Source organism: Tardiphaga sp. 839_C3_N1_4 (assembly GCF_051811045.1).
Taxonomy (GTDB): domain Bacteria; phylum Pseudomonadota; class Alphaproteobacteria; order Rhizobiales; family Xanthobacteraceae; genus Tardiphaga.
The window spans coordinates 4,500,341-4,518,898 of the sequence record NZ_JBPWQD010000001.1 but is presented as its reverse complement, the minus strand read 5'-3'; the positions used below and the strand labels follow the sequence as shown (position 1 = coordinate 4,518,898).

Here is an 18,558-nt window from a genome sequence, read left to right as displayed (position 1 = left end):
GGCGAGTGTCTCTTCAAACGATAGCTTTGTCAGCAACCATCACTGTGCCAAAACCATGCCACCCATATCCCCGCCGTCACATCTCCGTGCGCAGGATCGCCCGCGCCAGCGTCTGTGCACGCGGAACGATACTCTCAATATCCAGCCACTCCAGATCGGTATGGACATTGCCGCCGACCGGGCCGAGCCCGCACAATGTCGGCGTGCCAACGCTGGCGGTGAAACCTGAATCCGCACAGCCGCCTGCAAATTCGCCGGTCAGCGTGGTGAGGCCCGAGTCGACAGCAGCAGCCTGATAGGCTTCGAACATCGCCTTGGCGGCCGCGTCCTGCACCAGCGGCAGGAATTCGCCGTTGATGTGCAGCTTTGCCGTTGTGCCCGGCACGGTCGACGTCGCAATGATCGTTTCAATCGCGTCCATGATGGTCGCACGATCGGCCGGATCGATGTAACGGAAATCGATCTCGCCTTCCGCATGGGGCGCCGTGGTGTTGACCGACTGGCCGCCCGACACCAAGCCGACATTCAGCGTGATGCCCTTGTCCATGTCCGTCAGCGCATGAATCTGCACGATCTTATGCGCGAGCTCGCCGATGGCGCTGATGCCCACCGCAAAGTTATTGCCGGAATGCGCAGCCTTGCCGAACACCTCGAAGCGCATGAACACGCCGCCCTTGCGGCCGGTAGTGATATTCCCGGTCGGACGCCCCGGCTCCGAATTATAGACCGTGCGTGCCGCACGACCCTCGCGCTCGATGATCGGCCGCGACGAACGCGATGCGATCTCCTCGTCGCCGGTAATCAAGAGCTTGATCGGGCATGGCGCCGCATCAAATTTCTTCAGCGCCGCAGCAACGAACACATTGATGACGACGCCGGCCTTCATGTCGGCCACACCCGGCCCACGGGCAAGATTGCCTTCGATCGTGAAGGGACGCTTGGCGACTTCGCCTTTCGGAAACACGGTATCGCGATGGCCCATCAGCAGGATTGGCTTCTCGTTGCTGCCCGGCTTGCTGATCAGCCCATGCACCGCGTCGCCATAGACGTCATGGGGCTCGCGCCAGGTTTCGATGCCATACTCGGCGAAGTGCTGCTCGAAACGAGCACCGACGGCGTCGACGCCTTGCTTGTCGAAGGAGCCGGAATCGATATTCACGACGTCGCGCAGCAGGTCGATCATCGGCTGCTTTTGCGAGGCCAGCCATTCGGTGATCCGGGTTTCGGTGGTGTTCGACATGAATTGTCCTTCGGTCACTCTTGAGCGCTTGCGCTGCGCGTTCTTACTTCGCCATCGCCACGGCGGGCGACGCTACATTCGACTTGCGCATCATCATGCGCGCGATGGCTTCGCCGATCACCACGGTGGTGAAGTGCGTGTTGGCGCGGCAATCCGACGGCATGATCGACGCATCGGCGACGCGCAGGCCCTTGAGGCCCTTCACGGTACCGTCCGGATTGACCACGCCGCCCGCGTCCTTGAAGCCGGTCATGCGGCAGGTGCCGGCAGCGTGCTGGATGTCGCCGGTATCACGGCGCAGCACGGCTTCGAGCTCGCGCGTCGGCAGAGCCGCCGCCTGCGTCAGCGTCATGTCGGTATCGGTGAGGCAGATCCAGTCAGCGATGCCCGCCAGCGCCGGCTGTGTGGTGATCACGGCAAGCCGCTTCACGGCATCGACCATCCGCAGCATGTCGCGGGGGTCAGCCAGCATATTCTCCTCGACGATCGGGTCGATCGACGCATCGGTCGATGCGAGCTTCAGCGTGCCGCGCGAGAAGGCGTTGAACAGACCGGCACCGATGGCACCAGGATTGCCGATGCCACGATGATTGAACGCGATCAAGATCATGTCGCGCTTGCCGCCCTCGGCAAGGCTCGACGAATAGGTCACACAGCAATTGGTGTGGCGAGTGTCCTTGTCTTTCGGCGCGACATCGTCATGCAGCTTGATCGTCGTACGGAATAGCGGATGATCGAAGAAATTCTGGCCGACGGGCAGATCGCATTCCACGGCGATGCCCATGTCCTTCAGCTCGTCCGCCGGACCGACGCCCGAGCGCAGCAGGATCGCCGGGCTGTGGATCGAGCCACCGCATAGCACGATCTCGCGCGCGCTGATTTCCTGCGTGCCCTGCCCTTCGATGTGAACGATCACGCCGGTCGCCTGACCGTCCTTGATCACAACGCGATCGACCAGCGCATGACCGCGAATTTCGAGATTGGCGCGACCGCGCGCCGGCTCAAGATAGGCTTCATTGGTGGAGATACGCCGCAGATCGCGGCTGTTGATCGGGTAGCAGGCAACGCCCTCGCCATCCGGCCCATTGACGTCGTCGCACCACGCATAGCCCGAGGCCAGCGCTGCATCGCGCAAGCCTTTGTCGATCGGCCCCCATGTCCCGGGCGGTGCGCGATAGACCGGCAGCGGACCGCCGCGGCCATGGCCGGGCCTGTCGCCGAATTCCAGATCGTCCTCGATCACCGAGAACAGCGGCATGATCTCCCTGGCCGACCAGCCGGTGCACCCCAGCGACGCCCATTCGTCGAATGCGGCGGCGACACCGCGGATCGCGATCTGGCCGTTCATCATCGACGAGCCTCCGAGGCCCTTGCCGCGCCAGTAGAAGCGCTGGTCTTGCCCCGCGACGCGACGCGAATTCAGCTGCGGCCATTGCCACTTTTCCTGGAATTCGCGCTGGTGAATGATCGGGATCGGGTTCGCCGTGGTCACTTCCCACGGCGCATCGGCAGCACGCCAATCGAGCCCGGCTTCCAGCAGCAGCACACGCGTAGCGGGATTTTCGGAAAGCCTGGCAGCCACGGCAGCGCCGGCAGATCCACCGCCGACGACGATCACATCATACATAGTGCTTCATTTCTTTCTGCTGCGGCGCCTTGCGCCGATATTGACCGGCCGAACGCGTGCAAAATCCGTTCCTACCATTATGCGCCCGGTGCGCGGCAGACGCCAGCAGACGCGCTGCAGAGGCAACGCGCGGCAAAGGCATGGCGGCTGGAAAGATATGGCCACAAGTTGTAGCGGTGATGGATTGAACGGAAAGAACCGCCTCAGAGGGGATCGCCGGGCTTCTTCGCAGGCGGATCGTCATCGAGAATGGCGCGCCAGCCGGCGCCGTCGAGATCGTCGAACTGGCCTGATCTCAGCGACCACATGAAGGCCCACAGGCCAAGCAACCCGAGCGCGAGCGCCAGCGGCACGAGGACGACAAGGGACTGCATGGTTGGGCCCTATTTCAGCACGAGGCGGTTCTTCGACAGGAACATGCGCTGTCCGCCGGCCTCGCCCTCAAGCACCAGATCCCACAGTCCCGGCGCAAGTTCGGCGACCTTGCCGCGATAGAGCACGCCGCCGCCGGCCCCGACGAGCTCAACCGGCCGGTCCGCGCGACGATCCGCCGGCCGCTCCAGCCGCCCAGTGAAGGTCAGCCCCGTGATCGGATTGCCGTTGCGGTCGCGTGCCTCGACGCGGACGGCGGCATCACCTGCAGCATCGCGCTCGACATGCGCGCTGACTTTCCAGCCGCGACTGATCTGGCTGCGCGCGGCCTCGATCTCGTTGCCGTAAGCAAGGCTCGCTGTATAGGGACTATCCACCTCGACACCCGGCAGCGTCTCCAGCGCGAATTTCATCATGACGACATTGACGCCGATGATCATGCCGAAAAACAAAACCAGGCAGATCAGGACGAACCGGCCGGTAATCGGACGAGGTGCGGCAACGGCGGCGCTCATGCTGTTCTCCTTCACGGTGCAACGAAATGATCGGTCGCTGACGCCATGTCACCATGGGCGGCATCGGTGACCCGCATCACAAGCGGGATCGACTTCTCGGAATTGCCCGCCGCGGGAGCCGTCACCAGCACACGCAGTTCGGTAGTCTGGTCGCGTCCAAGCACGATCTCCGGGCGGCCTGACGACACCGCATCCATGCCCACCACATGCACGGTGGCATTGACCGGCCCGTTGACATCGAGCGTGACCACACGGCCGGCGCCACGCTTGTTCAAGAGGCGCACCGTATAGGCATTGCGGATCGAACCGTCGCTGAGGCGCACGGCGACCGGATTGCGGTCGTGCAGCACGTTGATGTCGAGCAACGAGCGGTTCAGCAGAGCATAGAGCATCACCGCACCGACAGCGACAATCTTGCCGACATAGGCCACCGTACGCGGCCGGATAATACGATAAATCTCCGGCTTGCCCGCCTTGCGCCTGGCAATGTTGATGTCGGTGTCGTAGCCGATCAGCCGCGTCGGTCGGCCTATCTTGCTCATCACGCCGTCGCAGGCGTCGATGCACAACCCGCACTGGATACAATCCATCTGCAATCCATTACGGATATCGATGCCAACCGGGCAGACGTTCACGCATTGATAGCAGTCGATGCAGTCGCCTGCGGGCTGGTCGAGCGCACGCAACTCCGCCGCCTTCTTCAGCGAGGTGCGCTGCTCGCCGCGATCGGTCTTGTAGGTGACGTTGAGCGCCCACTCATCCGTCAGCGCCGCCTGGATCCGCGGCCACGGGCACATATAGATACAGACCTGCTCGCGCATCCAGCCGGCCAGTGTGTAGGTCGTCGCCGCCAGGATCGCGATCCAGATATAAGCCAGCGCCGGCGCCTGGAACGTCACGAGTTCCCTCACCAGCGTCGGCGCATCGTTGAAATAGAGCACCCAGGCGCCGCCGGTCCACCATGCGATCAGGAGCCAGATCGAATGCTTCATGGTCAGTTCGACGACACGCTGCAGCGTGAACCCTTCGGCCTCCTTCTTCATCCGCTCGCGGCGATCGCCCTCGATCAGGCGCTCGACGGCAAAAAACAGGTCGGTCCAGACTGTCTGCGGACAGAGATAGCCGCACCAGACACGGCCGCCGACGGCATTCATCAAGAACAGCGTGAGGGCTGCAAGGATCAGCAGGCCGGTGAAGAAATACACTTCCTGCGGCCACAGCTCGATGAAAAAGAAATAGAAGCGACTGTTCGGCAGATCGACCAGCACTGCCTGATCGGGGGCACCGGGACCGCGATTCCAACGCACGAAGGGCAGCAGATAATAAATGCCAAGGCAGACCGCCATCAGCGCCCATTTGACGTTGCGATACCTGCCGGAGACCTTCTGCGGATAGACCTTCTTCTGCGCCGCATAGAGCGGGCCGTAGTCGAATTCCTCTGGCGCAACAAGCTTGTTCATGGAGGTCACTCTCGTCTTTGGAATGACCCTAGACTTCGCCGGCGCGATGCAATTGATGTACGTCAAAGGCACGCGCGGGATTGCCCGCGCGCGCTATGACTTATTGTCCACCCCCCAGCGAGTGAACATAGACCGTCAGCGCCTTGATGGTCGCCGGATCGAGACGGCCGATCCAGGCCGGCATCACGCCGTTGCGGCCGTTGGTGATGGTCTCGACGATGGTCGTCTCGTCCGAACCGTAAAGCCAGATATTGTCGGTCAGGTTCGGCGCCCCTATGTCGGGATTTCCCTTGCCGGCGTCGCCGTGACACGAGGCGCAGTTGTCGGCGAACAGCTTCTGGCCGGCATTGGCGTCGTAACCCTTGGCCGTCGGCAATCCCGACAGTGAGCGCACGTAGTTCGCAACCGTCTCGATCTCCGGCTTCTTCAACATACCGTCACGGCCGAAGGCCAGCATCGATCCTTCATGCGATTCCGCATGGGCGGAACGCGCGCCGAACTGGATGGTCTTCTGGATCTGCTCCAGCGTGCCGCCCCACAGCCAGTCGTCATCGTTCAGGTTGGGGAAGCCCTTGGCACCGGCCGCACCAGTGCCGTGACACGGCGCGCAATTGTCGCCGAACACCACACGGCCTCTGGCGCGCCCCAGTGCCAGCAGCGCCGGATCCTTCTCGATTTCCGCGAGCGGTGCAGCGCCGAGCACCGTCATCTTGCCTCCGCGGACCTTCTCGAGATTGGCGAGATCGGCAGCGACGTCCGCGCGTGACGAATAGCCCATGACGCCTGTCGCGTAGCTCTGCACTAGCGGCCAGGACGGATACACGACCCAATAGCCGATCGCCCACACGATGGTGAGATAGAAGGTCATCACCCACCAGCGCGGCAGTGGCGTGTTGAGTTCCTTGATGCCATCCCAGGAGTGACCTGTGGTGGTCTTGCCAGTGGCCTTGTCGAATTCGCCTTCGTGATCGCTCATGATCTGATCAATCCTCTCGCAACGGCTGACGCGCGGCTGCGTCAAACATCGCCTTGTTGCGGGGCCACAATGCGTAGGTCAGAATTGCGATGAAGATTCCGACAAAGACCGGCGTCCAGAATGTCAGGACGAGGTTCGACGCGAAGTTCTCGACGGTCAGGATTGCGCGCATGCTTCCATCTCCTCAGCGGAGGTTTGCTTTTTCGTTGTAGAGTTTGAAATCGACCAGCGTGCCCAGCATCTGCAGATAGGCGACCAGTGCATCCATCTCGGTGGGCAGGCCTGGCTTGCCGTCGAAGTTGCGTGCCACCGATTTCGGATAGCGCTTGAGCAGCGCATCGGTATCGCCATTGTCAGGATCGGCCTGAGTCTTCAGGTCGGCCACCGCATTGGCGATCTGATCATCCGTATAGGGCACACCCACCGCACGGTTGGTGCGCAGGTGATCAGCGACGTTCTCGGCGCTGACAGGAGCTTCGGCCAGGAACTTGTAGGACGGCATCACCGACTGCGGCACGATGGCGCGCGGATTGCTCAGATGTGTGACGTGCCATTCATCGGAATATTTCGCGCCGACACGCGCGAGATCGGGCCCGGTGCGCTTCGAGCCCCACTGGAACGGATGGTCGTACATGCTCTCCGCCGCCAGCGAGTAATGCCCGTAACGTTCGACCTCGTCGCGCAGCGGCCGCACCATCTGCGAGTGGCAGAGATAGCAGCCCTCGCGGACATAGACGTTGCGCCCTGCCAGCTCGAGCGGCGTGTAAGGCCGCATCCCCTCGACCGCCTCGATGGTGCTCTTGAGATAGAACAAAGGCGCGATCTCGACGATGCCGCCGATGGCGATGACGAGAACGATACCCACGATCAGGACGATCGAATTCTTCTCGAAGATTTGGTGCCGGCTCCAGAAAGACATGATTGATCCTCACTCCGCCGGCTGCAACGTGGCGCCGGGGCTCGATAGCGCGCCCTCTTCCGCCTCGCCAACGCGCACGGTCATCCACAAATTCCAGGCCATGATCAGCGCGCCAATCAGGAACAGCCCGCCGCCCGCAGCGCGGATGATGTAAAATGGGTGCATCGCTTCGACGCTCTCGATGAAGGAATATTCGAGGAAGCCCAGCGACGTATAAGCGCGCCACATCAGACCCTGCAGAATGCCTGACACCCACATCGCCGAGATGTACAGAACGATGCCGAGCGTCGCGATCCAGAAGTGCCACTCGACCAGCTTCAGGCTGTAGAGCTGCTTGCGATTCCACAGCCACGGCACGAGGCAATAGAGAGCGCCAAAGGAGACAAAGCCGACCCAGCCAAGCGCACCGGAATGCACGTGACCGATGGTCCAGTCGGTGTAGTGGCTGAGCGAATTGACCACCTTGATGGACATCAGCGGACCTTCGAAGGTCGCCATGCCGTAGAACGCCACCGACACCACCAGCATACGCAGCACCGGATCGGTGCGCAGCTTGTCCCATGCGCCGGACAGCGTCATCAGGCCATTGATCATGCCGCCCCAGGACGGCATCCACAGCATGATCGAGAAGGTCATGCCGAGCGTCTGCGTCCAGTCGGGCAAAGCCGAATAGTGCAGGTGATGCGGACCGGCCCAGATATAGAGGAAGATGATCGCCCAGAAGTGCACGATGGACAGCCGATAGGAATAGACCGGCCGCTCGGCGCGCTTCGGAATGAAGTAATACATGATGGCGAGGAAGCCGGCGGTGAGGAAGAAGCCCACCGCGTTGTGGCCGTACCACCACTGGAACATGGCATCCTGCACGCCGGCCCAGGCGACATACGACTTGGAGCCGAAGACCGAGACGGGCAGCGCCGGATTGTTGCCGAGATGCAGCACCGCGATGGTGATGATGAAGGCGAGATAGAACCAGTTGGCGACGAAGATATGCGGTTCCTTGCGCTTCACGAGCGTCATCAGGAACACCATCAGATAAGTCACCCAGACGATGGTCAGCCACAGATCGGCATACCATTCCGGTTCGGCGTATTCCTTGGATTGCGTGACGCCGAGCAGATAGCCGGTGCCGGCAATGACGATGAAGAAGTTGTAGCCCAGCACCACGAACCATGGCGCGAGATCGCCGGCGAGCCGTGTGCGGCAGGTCTTCTGCACCACGAAGAAGGACGTCGCGATCAGCACGTTGCCGCCGAAGGCGAACACCACCGCCGACGTATGCAACGGCCGCAGCCGGCCGAAGCTCGTCCAGGGCAGATTGAAGTTCAGATCAGGCCAGGCGAGCTGCATGGCGATCAGCAGCCCCACCGTGAAGCCGGCGATGCCCCAAAACACCGAGGCCGCAGTCGCAAACTTGATCGGCTCGAAATTGTAATTCGGCCGCCCGTCGATTTCCTGCGGCGGCAATGCGCCGCGCTCGAAATAGCGATTGAGGATGACGAACACGGAGGCCAGGCTGGCGAAGCCGGCCAGCGTCACGTGGAAGGCATAGGCCGCATCTTCCGCCTTGGCTGCTGCGATGATGGAGAGAAATACGGTGGCTGCGAGGATCACGCTCAGACCGGCCTCACCGATCGTCATCCACTTCACGCTGTCAGTCTGGTTCGTCATGATGATTCTTTCCCGAGCACGCACCCATCAATCACGGCGGCGCGCTCAGTGAATTGATTGAAATCAAAGTCGGGGGAAGCTCGCGTGCTCGCTGCGCGAGTCGTCAGGCGAGAGCGGGAGCCACGACGGAATCGGTGTCCAGCAACCGAATGCGGCCCGGCAGAATCTCGATTGCGCCGCGACGTTCGAGCTTGGCCAGCGTCCGGCACACCGTCTCGACGGTGAGGCCGAGATGATCGGCGATATCGCGCCGGCTCATCGGCACCGGAAGCGGATCGACATCGCGGCCGAGCCGTACCAGCCGGTCACGCCAGCTTGTCAGAAACACAATTAGTTTCTCTTCAGCCACGCGGCGGCCCAGCGAGAACATCTTGTCATGCGCGTCGGCGATCTCGGCCGCCATCAGCGCGACGATCTCGTTCAGCACATAAGGCCGGTGACTGGCGAATTGCGCGAATTTGTCACGCGGGATTTCCCACACCACTGCAGGACCGATTGCAGCGGCGGACACTTCATGATGCCCCTGCGTTGCGATCTCGAGGACGTCGCCCGGCAGCGCAAAACTTATGATCTGGCGACGATTACCGCATTCGGTCCTGTAGATGCCGAGCACACCCTCGACCACGCTGAAGCACTTGCCGGCCGGCGCTCCCTGCGTGAACAGAACATCCTGCGAAGTGTAGGGCACCCGCTCGCCCAGGCCCATCAACTGGCGCAGATCGGCGGCACCCAGATGAGACAGGAAGCCGCCCGGCTGCGCAGTAGCATTCGCACAAGGCGCAGCGAACGACGATGCAGCCATCAGCTTTGTCATGCGCATCCCGGTTTCTTTGGCCTCGCAGAGGTGCGGGGCACTTTGGGATAACCGGATCCGCGCGGCACACATTGATACACATCAATCGCCTCTTACCTCTCCCCGCATCTTGCGCGGGGAGAGGTCGGGTCGCGCGCATCGCGCGTGATCCGGGTGAGGGGCGGCGCACTGCAGTTGCCGCCTAGCAAGACCTATCGAATCGAAGAAGCGGAGATGGCAGTGGCTGAGGTGCCACGCCCCTCACCCCACCCCTCTCCCCGCGCAGAGCGGGGAGAGGGAGCCGGCCGCGTCTGCCGCAACTATTCAACTCTAACGCGGCCGGATGAAACTAAAACATCTCGTTTTCGATGGCCGCAACCGCCCCGGCATCGAGCAGATGCTGGCCCCAGCCGCGTTTCACCAGTGCATGTGACAGCCTCGGCGACACCAGCAGCAACAGTGCGGTCATGACCAATGGCACGGCGCTGAACCAGTCGACGCGCACCGGCGTGAGCTCTTCGGTGCTACCGGCATAGTCGCCGCGACGACACCCGATATCGCAGCAGATGCGTAGCAGATCGTGCCTGTCGCGGCCGCGGTGCGCACTACCGAGCAGCGCCTGCATGGCCTGATGCGTAACCACGCCCTCGCGCGCCGCCGGTGCGACATCCGGCGTCTCGCCCATCGAAACGCGCAGCAGCAGGTCGACCAGATCGACGCCGGCGAGCCAGGCGGCCATCGACTCCACCAGCCGCGGATTGCAGTCGATATAGAATGGCCCGCTGTCATCGTCCGGCATGATGAAGTCGATCGACAGCGCGCCGTGCCAGGCGAGATGCCGGCCGATGGTGGCGAGATCGTCGCGCACGCGCTCACGCCGCACGCTGCGTTTGATGGCATCGCCGCCGCCGGCACCCTCCATGATCTGCCGATAGGCGTGAAAGCCGACCAGTTCGCCGCGGCAGAACACGCCCTGCGCCTTCTCGGTCGCGCCCGTGACGTGGGCCTGTACCAGCACCTCACCGGCAAAGCCGTTGCCGGCCTCAAGCTCTTTCATTACCAGCGCAAGGTCAGCATCATTGCACACCATCCAGACGCCGCGGCTCGCGGTGCCGATGGCCGTCTTGATGACGCAGGGAAAACGGACCGCGGCGCGGAGCGTATCGGCGCTGGCGACGATCTGCGTTTCGGGCTGCGGCAATCCAAGCTCACTGAGCATGCGGCGGAAGCCGGCCTTGCTGTGCGCGATCCGGTAACTTTCAAATGACGGCAAGGCCAGGCCGGCCAGCGGCCTCAGCCGCTCCTGCACTTTCGCGAACAGGAAGCCCTGCTCGTGGATCGGCAGCAACACGTCGTAATCGCCTGTCGCCAGCAAGCCATCGATGAACCGCAGGAAGCCCAGGGGATCGTCCCTCATTCCCGGGCAGCGGTGATACATGCGGACAAATCGCGAGAACCGCGCCAACCCGGCAGCGGCGGGATCGCAGACATCCACCACATGGCCGGCGAGGCCGAGCACGGTGACAGCCTCCCGCGCGGAGGTGCTGGTGCCTTCCGACAGCAGTATCCGCAGCGGCTTAAAATTCGGGCTGCTCGTCATCATGCTCAATCATGTCGCATTCCCGGGCCGTGGTCGCGTTTCCCGCTGCCGCCCTGCACGGGCCGCAACACCTGCATGTCGCAGCGCTGATAGACATTAACGTGCTGAGAACGTAGGCATAGCGTACCTTTTCGAGGCTGCAAAAAGCGGCCGTCAGCCGCCTTGGGTGGAAACGCATATGGTCGATATTCCGGCCTCGACCTCGCATCTCGCGTCGCGTGACCACGTCCCTTCGGCGACGCGGACGCTGACGGCGATTTCCACTGCGCATTGGGTCAGTCACTTCCACATCTTCGTGCTGCCGATGCTGTTCCCGTTCCTGAAGGACCGGCTCGGCGTTGGCTATATCGAACTCGGCTTTGCGCTCACCACGTTCGCTGTCGTCTCCGGCCTCACCCAGGCGCCGATCGGCTATCTCGTCGACCGCATCGGCGCGCGCAAGATCCTGATCCTCGGCGTCATGCTCGGCGGCTGTGCGCTGATCACGCTCGGCCTGTTGCTGAGCTATCCCGCCCTGATCGTCTGCGCTGCGCTGCTTGGCCTCGCCAACAGCGTCTATCATCCGGCCGACTACGCCATCCTCGCCGCACATATGGACGAGTCGAAGATGGGCCGCGCATTCTCGATCCATACCTTTGCCGGCTTTGTCGGTGGCGCGGTCGCGCCTCCCCTGATGGCGGCACTGCTGGTCGGTATCGGTGGCCAGGGCGCGCTGATCGTCGCGGGCGCCATTGGCGTGGCCATCGCGCTGATGCTCATCGTGGTCGGCATTCCCGATGCTGGCGCCATGGCGGATGGCGATGACGCCAAAAATGCAGAAGCTCCCAAGGTCAGCATGATGACCCCCGCGATCCTGATGCTGACGCTGTTCTTCACGCTGCTGTCGCTGTCGCAGAACGGCATCAACAGCTTTGGCATCGTCGCGCTGATGAACGGCTACGGCACATCGCTGTCATCGGCGAATATCGCGCTCACCGCTTTTCTCGCGGCCAGCGCCGTCGGCGTGCTTGCCGGCGGCTGGCTGGCCGATCGGACCAGACACCACAACCGCGTCGCCGCCGTGTGTTTCACGATCAATGCCGCCATCATCTGTGCCATCGCGGTGTTCACGCTGCCGACGCCGGTGATCGTCGCGGCCATGACCACCGCGGGTTTCCTCGGCGGCGTGCTGACACCGTCGCGCGACATGCTGGTGCGCGAAGCTGCCCCTCCCGGCGCTGCCGGCCGCGCCTTCGGCATCGTCTCCACCGGCTTCAATTTCGGCGGCATCATCAGCCCCATCCTGTTCGGCTGGTTCATGGACCACGCACTGCCGCATTGGGTGTTCGGCGCCTCGGCCTGCTTTATGGCCGCGACAGTGCTGCTGGCGCTGGTATCGGAACGCAAGCGGTAACGCTGGCGCCATCGCGCAGGCGATGTGCTTCTGCTATGCTCGCGCGGCATGCTCACGGTTCGCCATCTCACCAAATCCTATCGTTCAGCCCAGGAACAGGTCGCCGTTCTGCGCGGCGTCGATCTCAGCGTTGCCGCCGGCGAGAGCGTGGCGCTGACCGGCGAATCCGGCAGCGGCAAGAGCACGCTACTGCATCTGATCGCCGGCCTCGATGAAGCCGACAGCGGCGAGATCCAACTCGGCGACATCGTTGTCACTGGCCTCCATGATTCCGCCCGCGCTGCGCTGCGCCGCGACCGGCTCGGCCTCGTGTTCCAGCAGTTCAACCTGATCCCGTCGCTCTCGGTGGCGGACAATCTGGCGTTCCAGTCGCGCATCGCCGGCAAGCACGACGCAGCCTGGCAGCGCGAACTCACCGAGCGCCTCGGCCTCGGCGCGCTGCTCAAACGCTATCCCGAACAGCTCTCCGGCGGCCAGCAGCAGCGCGTCGCCATCGGCCGCGCGCTGGCCTCGAAGCCGCAGCTGCTGCTCGCCGATGAACCCACCGGCAATCTCGACGAGGACACGGCTGACGAAGTCTTGAGGCTGGCGCGTGATCTCGTGGCGCGCACCGGCTGCGGCTTCCTGATGGTAACCCATAGCGAGCGTCTTGCTGCGACGCTCGATCGTCATGTCCATCTCCATGCAGGATTGATCGCGTGAGACGCGCGCTCTGGATCCTTGCGGTACTGCTCAGCCACTGGCGCCGGCATCCGATGCAGTTCGCCACGCTCCTGATCGGCCTGATCGCCGCCACCGCATTGTGGAGCGGCGTGCAGGCGCTCAACCAGCAGGCGCGCACCAGCTATGACCGCGCCGCCGCGGCCTTCGGCGGAACGCGCACGCCGATGCTGGTCGCAACCAATGGCGGCGCGTTTGCACAACAGCTCTTTGTCGATCTGCGCCGCGCAGGTTGGCCGGTCTCGCCCGTCGTCGAAGGCCGCGTGCAAATCGGCGGCCGCTCGGTGCGCCTGCTCGGCATTGAGCCGGTGACCATGCCTGTAGAAGCCAGCGCCACCACCGAGATTGGCAGGACCGGCGCGCAGGCCTTTCTCACGCCGCCCGGGCAAGCCCTGATCGCGCCGGAGACACTGGCCAGCCTCGGCCTCACCGAGGGCACGACGCCTGCGCTCAACGACGGAGCGCTGCTGCCGCCCCTGAAACTGCAGCCTCAGCTCGCGCCCGGCGTGCTGGTGGTCGATATCGGCATCGCCCAGAAACTGTTGAAGATGCCGGACCAGATCTCGCGCCTGCTGATCGGCAGCGCCAAAGGTCCCCGCGCATCGCTCGGCAGCGTCGCCGGCGACCAGTTGCGGCTGGTGCAGCCCGATGCCGAGACAGACCTCGAACGTCTCACCGACAGTTTCCATCTCAATCTCACCGCCTTCGGCCTGCTGTCCTTCTTCGTCGGGCTGTTCATCGTCAATTCGGCCATCGGCCTCGGCTTCGAACAGCGCCTGCCGATGCTGCGCACCTTGCGTGCCTGCGGCGTCTCGGCGCGGCAGCTCAACAGTGTGCTGATCCTCGAACTCGTCAGCATCGCACTGATCGCCGGCGTCATCGGTCTCGTCTGCGGCTATTTCATCGCTGCATCGCTGCTGCCCGATGTTGCGGCCAGCCTGCGCGGGCTCTATGGCGCACAAATCCCGGGGCAACTTACGCTGAAGCCCGAATGGTGGTTCGCTGGCCTCGCGATTTCCATCATCGGCGCGCTGCTGGCGGCGACATCGAGCCTGCTGAAAGCTGTCCGCCTCCCCTTGCTCGCCACCGCGCAGCCCTATGCCTGGCAACAGGCACAGCATCGCTGGCTGCGGCTGCAAGGCGCGGGCGCATTGCTCGTGTTCATCGCTGCCGGGCTCGCGCTCTGGCTTGGCGATTCACTGATTGCCGGCTTCTTCGTGTTGGCCGCGCTCCTGCTCGGCGCGGCGCTCGCATTGCCGGTCATCCTCGGTATCGTCCTTGCCGGCGGCGAACGCAGCACCCGACGGCCACTCGTCACATGGTTCTGGGCCGACAGCCGGCTGCAACTCTCGGGCCTGTCGCTGGCGCTGATGGCGCTGCTGCTGGCGCTCGCCGTCAATGTCGGCGTCGGCACCATGGTGGAGAGTTTCAGCCGCACCTTTACGGGCTGGCTCGACGGGCGGCTGGCGTCCGAGATCTATCTGAATGCGGCGAGCGAGAAGCAGGCGACCGAGATCAAGACCTGGCTGAAGACGCGCCCCGACGTGCAGGCCGTTCTGCCGGGCAGCCGCACCGACCTGCAGTTCAACGGCGCGCCGATCGAGCTTCTCGGCTTCGCCGATCACGCCACCTATCGCGATCAATGGCCGCTGCTGGATTCCACCAGCGATGCATGGGATCGCGTGCGCAGCGGTGACGGCGCGCTTGTCAGCGAGCAACTCTCGCTGCGGATGAAGCTCAAACTCGGCGATCGTCTGGACGTGCCGACGCCGACCGGCACATGGCCGATGGACGTCGTGGCCGTGTATGCCGATTACGGCAATCCAAAAGGCCAGATCGGCGTGAATATCGATGCACTGGTCAAACATTTCCCTGGCATCTCGCAGACCCGCATGGGCCTGCGCATCGCCCCCGCGGCCGTCCCCGCGCTGATCGGTGCCATCCGCACGCGCTTCGGCCTCGATGGTCGCAACGTGGCCGACCAGACGACGGTGAAAACGGAATCGCTTGCAATCTTCAACCGCACCTTCGCGGTTACTGCAGCGCTCAATGCCTTCACGCTCGGCGTCGCAGGCGTCGCGTTGCTCACCAGCCTGCTCACACTGAGCAATTCGCGCCTGCCCCAACTGGCGCCCCTCTGGGCCATTGGCATCACGCGTCGCCGCCTTGCCGGCATCGAGCTGTTGAAGACGCTGTCGGTCGCCTTGATTACTTCACTGCTGGCGCTGCCGCTCGGCCTGCTGGTGGCATGGTGCCTCATCGCCATCGTCAATGTGAAGGCCTTCGGCTGGCGCCTGCCGTTCCATGTGTTTCCGCTGCAACTGGTCCAATTGCTGGGCGTTGCCATGTTGGCGTCGCTGCTCGCAGCCTTGCTACCGATTCTGAAACTGCTGCGCATGCAGCCGGCCACACTGGTGAAGGTATTCGCCAATGAGCGCTAGCCTCATCACGCGTCGCAGTTTGATCGGCGGCATCGCACTGTTCGGGCTCGGCGGCTCGCGCGCGCTCGCGCAAGGTTTCGCTGGTCTCGGCCGCGACGCCGAAGGTTTTGCCAGCGTTGTGCCCGGACGCCCCCTCACCTTTCCGGCCGATCACGGCCCGCATCCGGACTTCCGCATCGAGTGGTGGTACCTCACCGCCAATCTCACGGACGCATCAGGTAATGCCTATGGCGCGCAGTGGACACTGTTTCGTCAGGCGATGGCGGCGGGCGCGCAGGGCGACGGCTGGGCGACGCCGCAGATCTGGATGGGCCACGCGGCGGTGACATCGGCGACCGCGCATCATGCGGCCGAGAATTTTGCCCGCGGCGGCATCGGTCAGGCCGGTGTCACGACAACACCGTTCCGTGCATGGATCGATGCGTGGGAAATGCGCGGGCTTGAGAACTTCGACGACAGGTCGGTTGCGCCGCTCGCTGTGTCGGCAGCGTCAGCGGATTTCAGCTACCGGCTACGGCTCGATGCAAAGCAGCCGCTCGTGCTGCAGGGCGAAAATGGTTTCAGTCGCAAATCCGAACGCGGCCAAGCATCGTATTACTACAGCCAGCCCTATTTCACCGCATCGGGCGTGCTGGCCATCGACGGCAAGGAGATCGCCGTCACCGGCCACGCCTGGATGGACAGGGAATATTCGAGCCAGCCGCTGGCTTCCGACCAGACCGGCTGGGACTGGTTCTCGCTACATCTGCCTGACAATGCGAAGCTGATGCTGTTTCGTCTCAGGCAGAAAGATGGCGCGCATTATTTTGCCGGCAATTGGATCACCGCGGACGGAAAATCCGAACAGCTTGCCCCCGGCGCTATAGATATGACGCCGACAGTCATGACGGAGATCGCCGGCCGCAGGATCCCGACGTCATGGAAGGTATCGATCGCATCGCGCGGATTGCAGATCGCAACCTCGCCGCTGAATGCCAAGAGCTGGATGACGACGAGCTTCCCGTATTGGGAAGGGCCGGTGAGCTTCACCGGCACCCACAGCGGTATGGGCTATCTGGAAATGACGGGGTATTGAGGTGCGATAGCCACCACAATCCCCGTCATGCCCGGGCTTGACCCGGGCACCCACGCCTATCTTGTCGAGCGCACCGTTAAGACGTGGATGGCCGGGACAAGCCCGGCATGACAGAGTTTTTATCGCAGCTAATAGCGAATGACGTTACTTCGTCAGCGGACAGCCGCTCTCGGCTGCGGTCGGATAGGCCTTGTCGCCGGGCACCACTGCGAGCTGTTTGTAGTAATCCCATGGCTTCTTCGATTCCGACGGCTTCTTGACCTCGAACAGATAGAGGTCCTTCACCATGCGGCCATTGGCGAGCACTTTGCCGCCCTGAGCGAAGGCGTCATCGACCGGCAGCTCCTTCAGCTTCTTGGCCACCGCTGCGGCGTCCTTGGTGCCGGCGGCCTTCACCGCCTTCAGGTAGGACAGCGTCGCCGAATAGGTGCCGGCCTGGATCATGTTCGGCATGCGCTGGGTGCGCTTGAAGAAGCGATCGGCAAATTCACGCGATTTGTCGTCGCGATCCCAGTAGAACGCCTCGGTCAGCACCAGACCCTGCGCCGCCTGCAGCCCGAGACCGTTCACTTCGGCCAGCGTGAGCAAGAGACCGGCGAGCTTCTGGCCACCGGCGACGATGCCGAATTCTGCGGCCTGCTTCACGGCATTGGTGGTATCGAGGCCGGCATTGGCAAGGCCGATGACCTTGGCTTTGGACGCCTGCGCCTGCAGCAGGAACGACGAGAAATCCGACGAGTTCAGCGGATGACGCACGGCGCCGAGCACCTTGCCGCCCTTCGCCTTCACGATATCGCCAGTGTCCTTCTCCAGCGAATAACCGAAGGCATAGTCCGCCGTAAGGAAGAACCAGGTGTCGCCGCCGGTTTCCGTCAAGGCACCACCGGTTCCGACGCCGAGGGCGCGGGTGTCGAACGACCAGTGGAAGCCATAGGGCGTGCAGGCATCGCCGGTGATGCGCGAGGTCGCCGCACCGACCACGATATCGATCTTCTTGGCCTGGGCCGAGAGCTCCTGCACCGCCAGCGCCACCGACGAGGTGGTGAGCTCGGTGATCATGTCGACGTTCTCGACATCATACCAGCGACGCGCGATGGCGGCGGCCAGATCGGGCTTGTTCTGATGGTCTGCGGTGACGATCTCGACCTTGCCGCCGAGCACCTCGCCGCCAAAATCCTCAATCGCCATCTTGGCGGCTTCGAGTGACCACTTGCCGCCGTAGTCGGCATAGACACCGGACTGGTCGTTGAGAATGCCGATCTTGACGCCTTGCGCCGAGGCCGGCGCGGCCAGCAAAAGACCGCACAGCGCAGCCGTCGACAACAGTCCGAATTTCATCAATGCCTCCCAGATTTTAATTTGGGCGCACGCTATTTTAGAAGCGAAGGTCGAACCAGATAATCTTTCGGCCTAGACAGAATTTGCAGATCAGCTTTGCGTCATCACGCAGAACGATCTGCGCGGCATTTGCTGCAACGCACTCTTGCTAGTGCTGCTTCTTCAGTGCCGCATCGATACAAGCCAGTTCCCGCTCGATTTCGGCGACCATCGAAACCGGATCGGCGTCGGAAATGAGATGCATTTTCTCGTAAGTGCCATCCTCGATGCTTTTCAGGATGGCCATCCGGTCTGTCTTGTAGCCCTTCAAACGCTCAAAATCGCCACGCTCGGCATATTTCGCAATGAGTTTTTCGAAGACGGTGCTCATGGTGGAATTCCTTGGCATCAAAAGCGCGGGGACGAATGCCCCGCGCCG

General features: G+C 63.0%; 17 protein-coding genes. 4 read left to right on the top strand and 13 right to left on the bottom strand.

Features of this window, described 5'->3' with window-relative positions:
• Window positions 1-76: 76 nt before the first annotated feature.
• The 11 genes from AB8A38_RS21625 to AB8A38_RS21575 all read right to left on the bottom strand — a co-directional run bounded on the left by AB8A38_RS21625 (window position 77) and on the right by AB8A38_RS21575 (window position 11,176).
• Window positions 77-1,240, bottom strand: coding sequence for a M20 family metallopeptidase (locus AB8A38_RS21625; RefSeq protein ID WP_439087347.1), 1,164 nt, complete (start codon window positions 1,238-1,240; stop codon window positions 77-79).
• Between the two features lie 43 nt (window positions 1,241-1,283).
• A complete protein-coding gene (locus AB8A38_RS21620; RefSeq protein WP_439087346.1) occupies window positions 1,284-2,867 on the bottom strand; it encodes a GMC family oxidoreductase in 1,584 nt (527 codons plus the stop codon).
• A gap of 203 nt (window positions 2,868-3,070) precedes the next feature.
• Complete coding sequence (gene ccoS, locus AB8A38_RS21615; protein ID WP_439087345.1) at window positions 3,071-3,241, bottom strand: cbb3-type cytochrome oxidase assembly protein CcoS; 171 nt, start codon at window positions 3,239-3,241, stop codon at window positions 3,071-3,073.
• Between the two features lie 9 nt (window positions 3,242-3,250).
• A complete protein-coding gene (locus AB8A38_RS21610; protein ID WP_439087344.1) occupies window positions 3,251-3,754 on the bottom strand; it encodes a FixH family protein in 504 nt (167 codons plus the stop codon).
• A gap of 11 nt (window positions 3,755-3,765) precedes the next feature.
• Window positions 3,766-5,214 (bottom strand): cytochrome c oxidase accessory protein CcoG, encoded by a 1,449-nt coding sequence (gene ccoG / locus AB8A38_RS21605; protein ID WP_439087343.1) that lies wholly within the window; start codon window positions 5,212-5,214, stop codon window positions 3,766-3,768.
• Window positions 5,215-5,314: 100 nt separating this feature from the next.
• Window positions 5,315-6,190: a cytochrome-c oxidase, cbb3-type subunit III gene (gene ccoP, locus AB8A38_RS21600; RefSeq protein WP_439087342.1), complete on the bottom strand. Its 876-nt coding sequence runs from the start codon at window positions 6,188-6,190 to the stop codon at window positions 5,315-5,317.
• Window positions 6,191-6,197: 7 nt separating this feature from the next.
• Window positions 6,198-6,362, bottom strand: a complete 165-nt coding sequence (locus AB8A38_RS21595) for a cbb3-type cytochrome oxidase subunit 3 (RefSeq protein WP_068729582.1) — start codon at window positions 6,360-6,362, stop codon at window positions 6,198-6,200.
• Between the two features lie 12 nt (window positions 6,363-6,374).
• Entirely contained in the window at window positions 6,375-7,109 is a 735-nt protein-coding gene (ccoO, locus tag AB8A38_RS21590; RefSeq protein WP_439087341.1) for a cytochrome-c oxidase, cbb3-type subunit II, read from the bottom strand.
• Window positions 7,110-7,118: 9 nt separating this feature from the next.
• A complete protein-coding gene (gene ccoN, locus AB8A38_RS21585; RefSeq protein WP_439088579.1) occupies window positions 7,119-8,750 on the bottom strand; it encodes a cytochrome-c oxidase, cbb3-type subunit I in 1,632 nt (543 codons plus the stop codon).
• 133 nt (window positions 8,751-8,883) lie between these two features.
• Window positions 8,884-9,600 (bottom strand): Crp/Fnr family transcriptional regulator, encoded by a 717-nt coding sequence (locus tag AB8A38_RS21580; RefSeq protein WP_439087340.1) that lies wholly within the window; start codon window positions 9,598-9,600, stop codon window positions 8,884-8,886.
• A 322-nt stretch (window positions 9,601-9,922) separates the two neighbouring features.
• Entirely contained in the window at window positions 9,923-11,176 is a 1,254-nt protein-coding gene (locus AB8A38_RS21575; RefSeq protein ID WP_439087339.1) for a hypothetical protein, read from the bottom strand.
• 175 nt (window positions 11,177-11,351) lie between these two features.
• On the opposite strand from AB8A38_RS21575, the gene AB8A38_RS21570 reads away from it, so the two are divergent.
• From AB8A38_RS21570 to AB8A38_RS21555, 4 genes are read left to right on the top strand one after another with little or no spacing between them, the layout of a single operon-like run.
• Window positions 11,352-12,566: an MFS transporter gene (locus AB8A38_RS21570; protein ID WP_439087338.1), complete on the top strand. Its 1,215-nt coding sequence runs from the start codon at window positions 11,352-11,354 to the stop codon at window positions 12,564-12,566.
• 48 nt (window positions 12,567-12,614) lie between these two features.
• Window positions 12,615-13,268 carry an ABC transporter ATP-binding protein gene (locus AB8A38_RS21565; RefSeq protein WP_439087337.1) on the top strand — a complete coding sequence of 218 codons (654 nt, stop codon included), beginning with the start codon at window positions 12,615-12,617 and terminating at the stop codon, window positions 13,266-13,268.
• On the top strand, window positions 13,265-15,727 hold the full coding sequence (locus AB8A38_RS21560; RefSeq protein WP_439087336.1) for an FtsX-like permease family protein: 2,463 nt from the start codon (window positions 13,265-13,267) through the stop codon (window positions 15,725-15,727). Before AB8A38_RS21565 ends, AB8A38_RS21560 begins: the two co-directional genes overlap by 4 nt.
• A complete protein-coding gene (locus AB8A38_RS21555; RefSeq protein WP_439087335.1) occupies window positions 15,717-16,802 on the top strand; it encodes a lipocalin-like domain-containing protein in 1,086 nt (361 codons plus the stop codon). Before AB8A38_RS21560 ends, AB8A38_RS21555 begins: the two co-directional genes overlap by 11 nt.
• Window positions 16,803-16,946: 144 nt before the next feature.
• On the opposite strand, the gene AB8A38_RS21550 is transcribed toward AB8A38_RS21555, so the two are convergent.
• Both AB8A38_RS21550 and AB8A38_RS21545 read right to left on the bottom strand, forming a co-directional pair.
• Window positions 16,947-18,140 carry an ABC transporter substrate-binding protein gene (locus AB8A38_RS21550; RefSeq protein ID WP_439087334.1) on the bottom strand — a complete coding sequence of 398 codons (1,194 nt, stop codon included), beginning with the start codon at window positions 18,138-18,140 and terminating at the stop codon, window positions 16,947-16,949.
• Between the two features lie 148 nt (window positions 18,141-18,288).
• Complete coding sequence (locus AB8A38_RS21545; protein WP_439087333.1) at window positions 18,289-18,510, bottom strand: hypothetical protein; 222 nt, start codon at window positions 18,508-18,510, stop codon at window positions 18,289-18,291.
• Window positions 18,511-18,558 lie beyond the last annotated feature (48 nt).

Excerpts from the sequence above, each read along its gene's own strand:
- AB8A38_RS21610 (WP_439087344.1), bottom strand. The coding sequence starts at position 3,754 with ATGAGCGCCGCCGTTGCCGCACCTCGTCCGATTACCGGCCGGTTCGTC.
- AB8A38_RS21550 (WP_439087334.1), bottom strand. The coding sequence starts at position 18,140 with ATGAAATTCGGACTGTTGTCGACGGCTGCGCTGTGCGGTCTTTTGCTG.
- AB8A38_RS21555 (WP_439087335.1), top strand. The coding sequence starts at position 15,717 with ATGAGCGCTAGCCTCATCACGCGTCGCAGTTTGATCGGCGGCATCGCA.
- AB8A38_RS21595 (WP_068729582.1), bottom strand. The coding sequence starts at position 6,362 with ATGCGCGCAATCCTGACCGTCGAGAACTTCGCGTCGAACCTCGTCCTG.
- AB8A38_RS21565 (WP_439087337.1), top strand. The coding sequence starts at position 12,615 with ATGCTCACGGTTCGCCATCTCACCAAATCCTATCGTTCAGCCCAGGAA.
- AB8A38_RS21620 (WP_439087346.1), bottom strand. The coding sequence starts at position 2,867 with ATGTATGATGTGATCGTCGTCGGCGGTGGATCTGCCGGCGCTGCCGTG.
- ccoP (WP_439087342.1), bottom strand. The coding sequence starts at position 6,190 with ATGAGCGATCACGAAGGCGAATTCGACAAGGCCACTGGCAAGACCACC.
- AB8A38_RS21570 (WP_439087338.1), top strand. The coding sequence starts at position 11,352 with ATGGTCGATATTCCGGCCTCGACCTCGCATCTCGCGTCGCGTGACCAC.
- ccoS (WP_439087345.1), bottom strand. The coding sequence starts at position 3,241 with ATGCAGTCCCTTGTCGTCCTCGTGCCGCTGGCGCTCGCGCTCGGGTTG.
- AB8A38_RS21580 (WP_439087340.1), bottom strand. The coding sequence starts at position 9,600 with ATGCGCATGACAAAGCTGATGGCTGCATCGTCGTTCGCTGCGCCTTGT.
- AB8A38_RS21625 (WP_439087347.1), bottom strand. The coding sequence starts at position 1,240 with ATGTCGAACACCACCGAAACCCGGATCACCGAATGGCTGGCCTCGCAA.
- ccoO (WP_439087341.1), bottom strand. The coding sequence starts at position 7,109 with ATGTCTTTCTGGAGCCGGCACCAAATCTTCGAGAAGAATTCGATCGTC.
- AB8A38_RS21545 (WP_439087333.1), bottom strand. The coding sequence starts at position 18,510 with ATGAGCACCGTCTTCGAAAAACTCATTGCGAAATATGCCGAGCGTGGC.
- ccoN (WP_439088579.1), bottom strand. The coding sequence starts at position 8,750 with ATGACGATCGGTGAGGCCGGTCTGAGCGTGATCCTCGCAGCCACCGTA.
- AB8A38_RS21575 (WP_439087339.1), bottom strand. The coding sequence starts at position 11,176 with ATGATGACGAGCAGCCCGAATTTTAAGCCGCTGCGGATACTGCTGTCG.
- ccoG (WP_439087343.1), bottom strand. The coding sequence starts at position 5,214 with ATGAACAAGCTTGTTGCGCCAGAGGAATTCGACTACGGCCCGCTCTAT.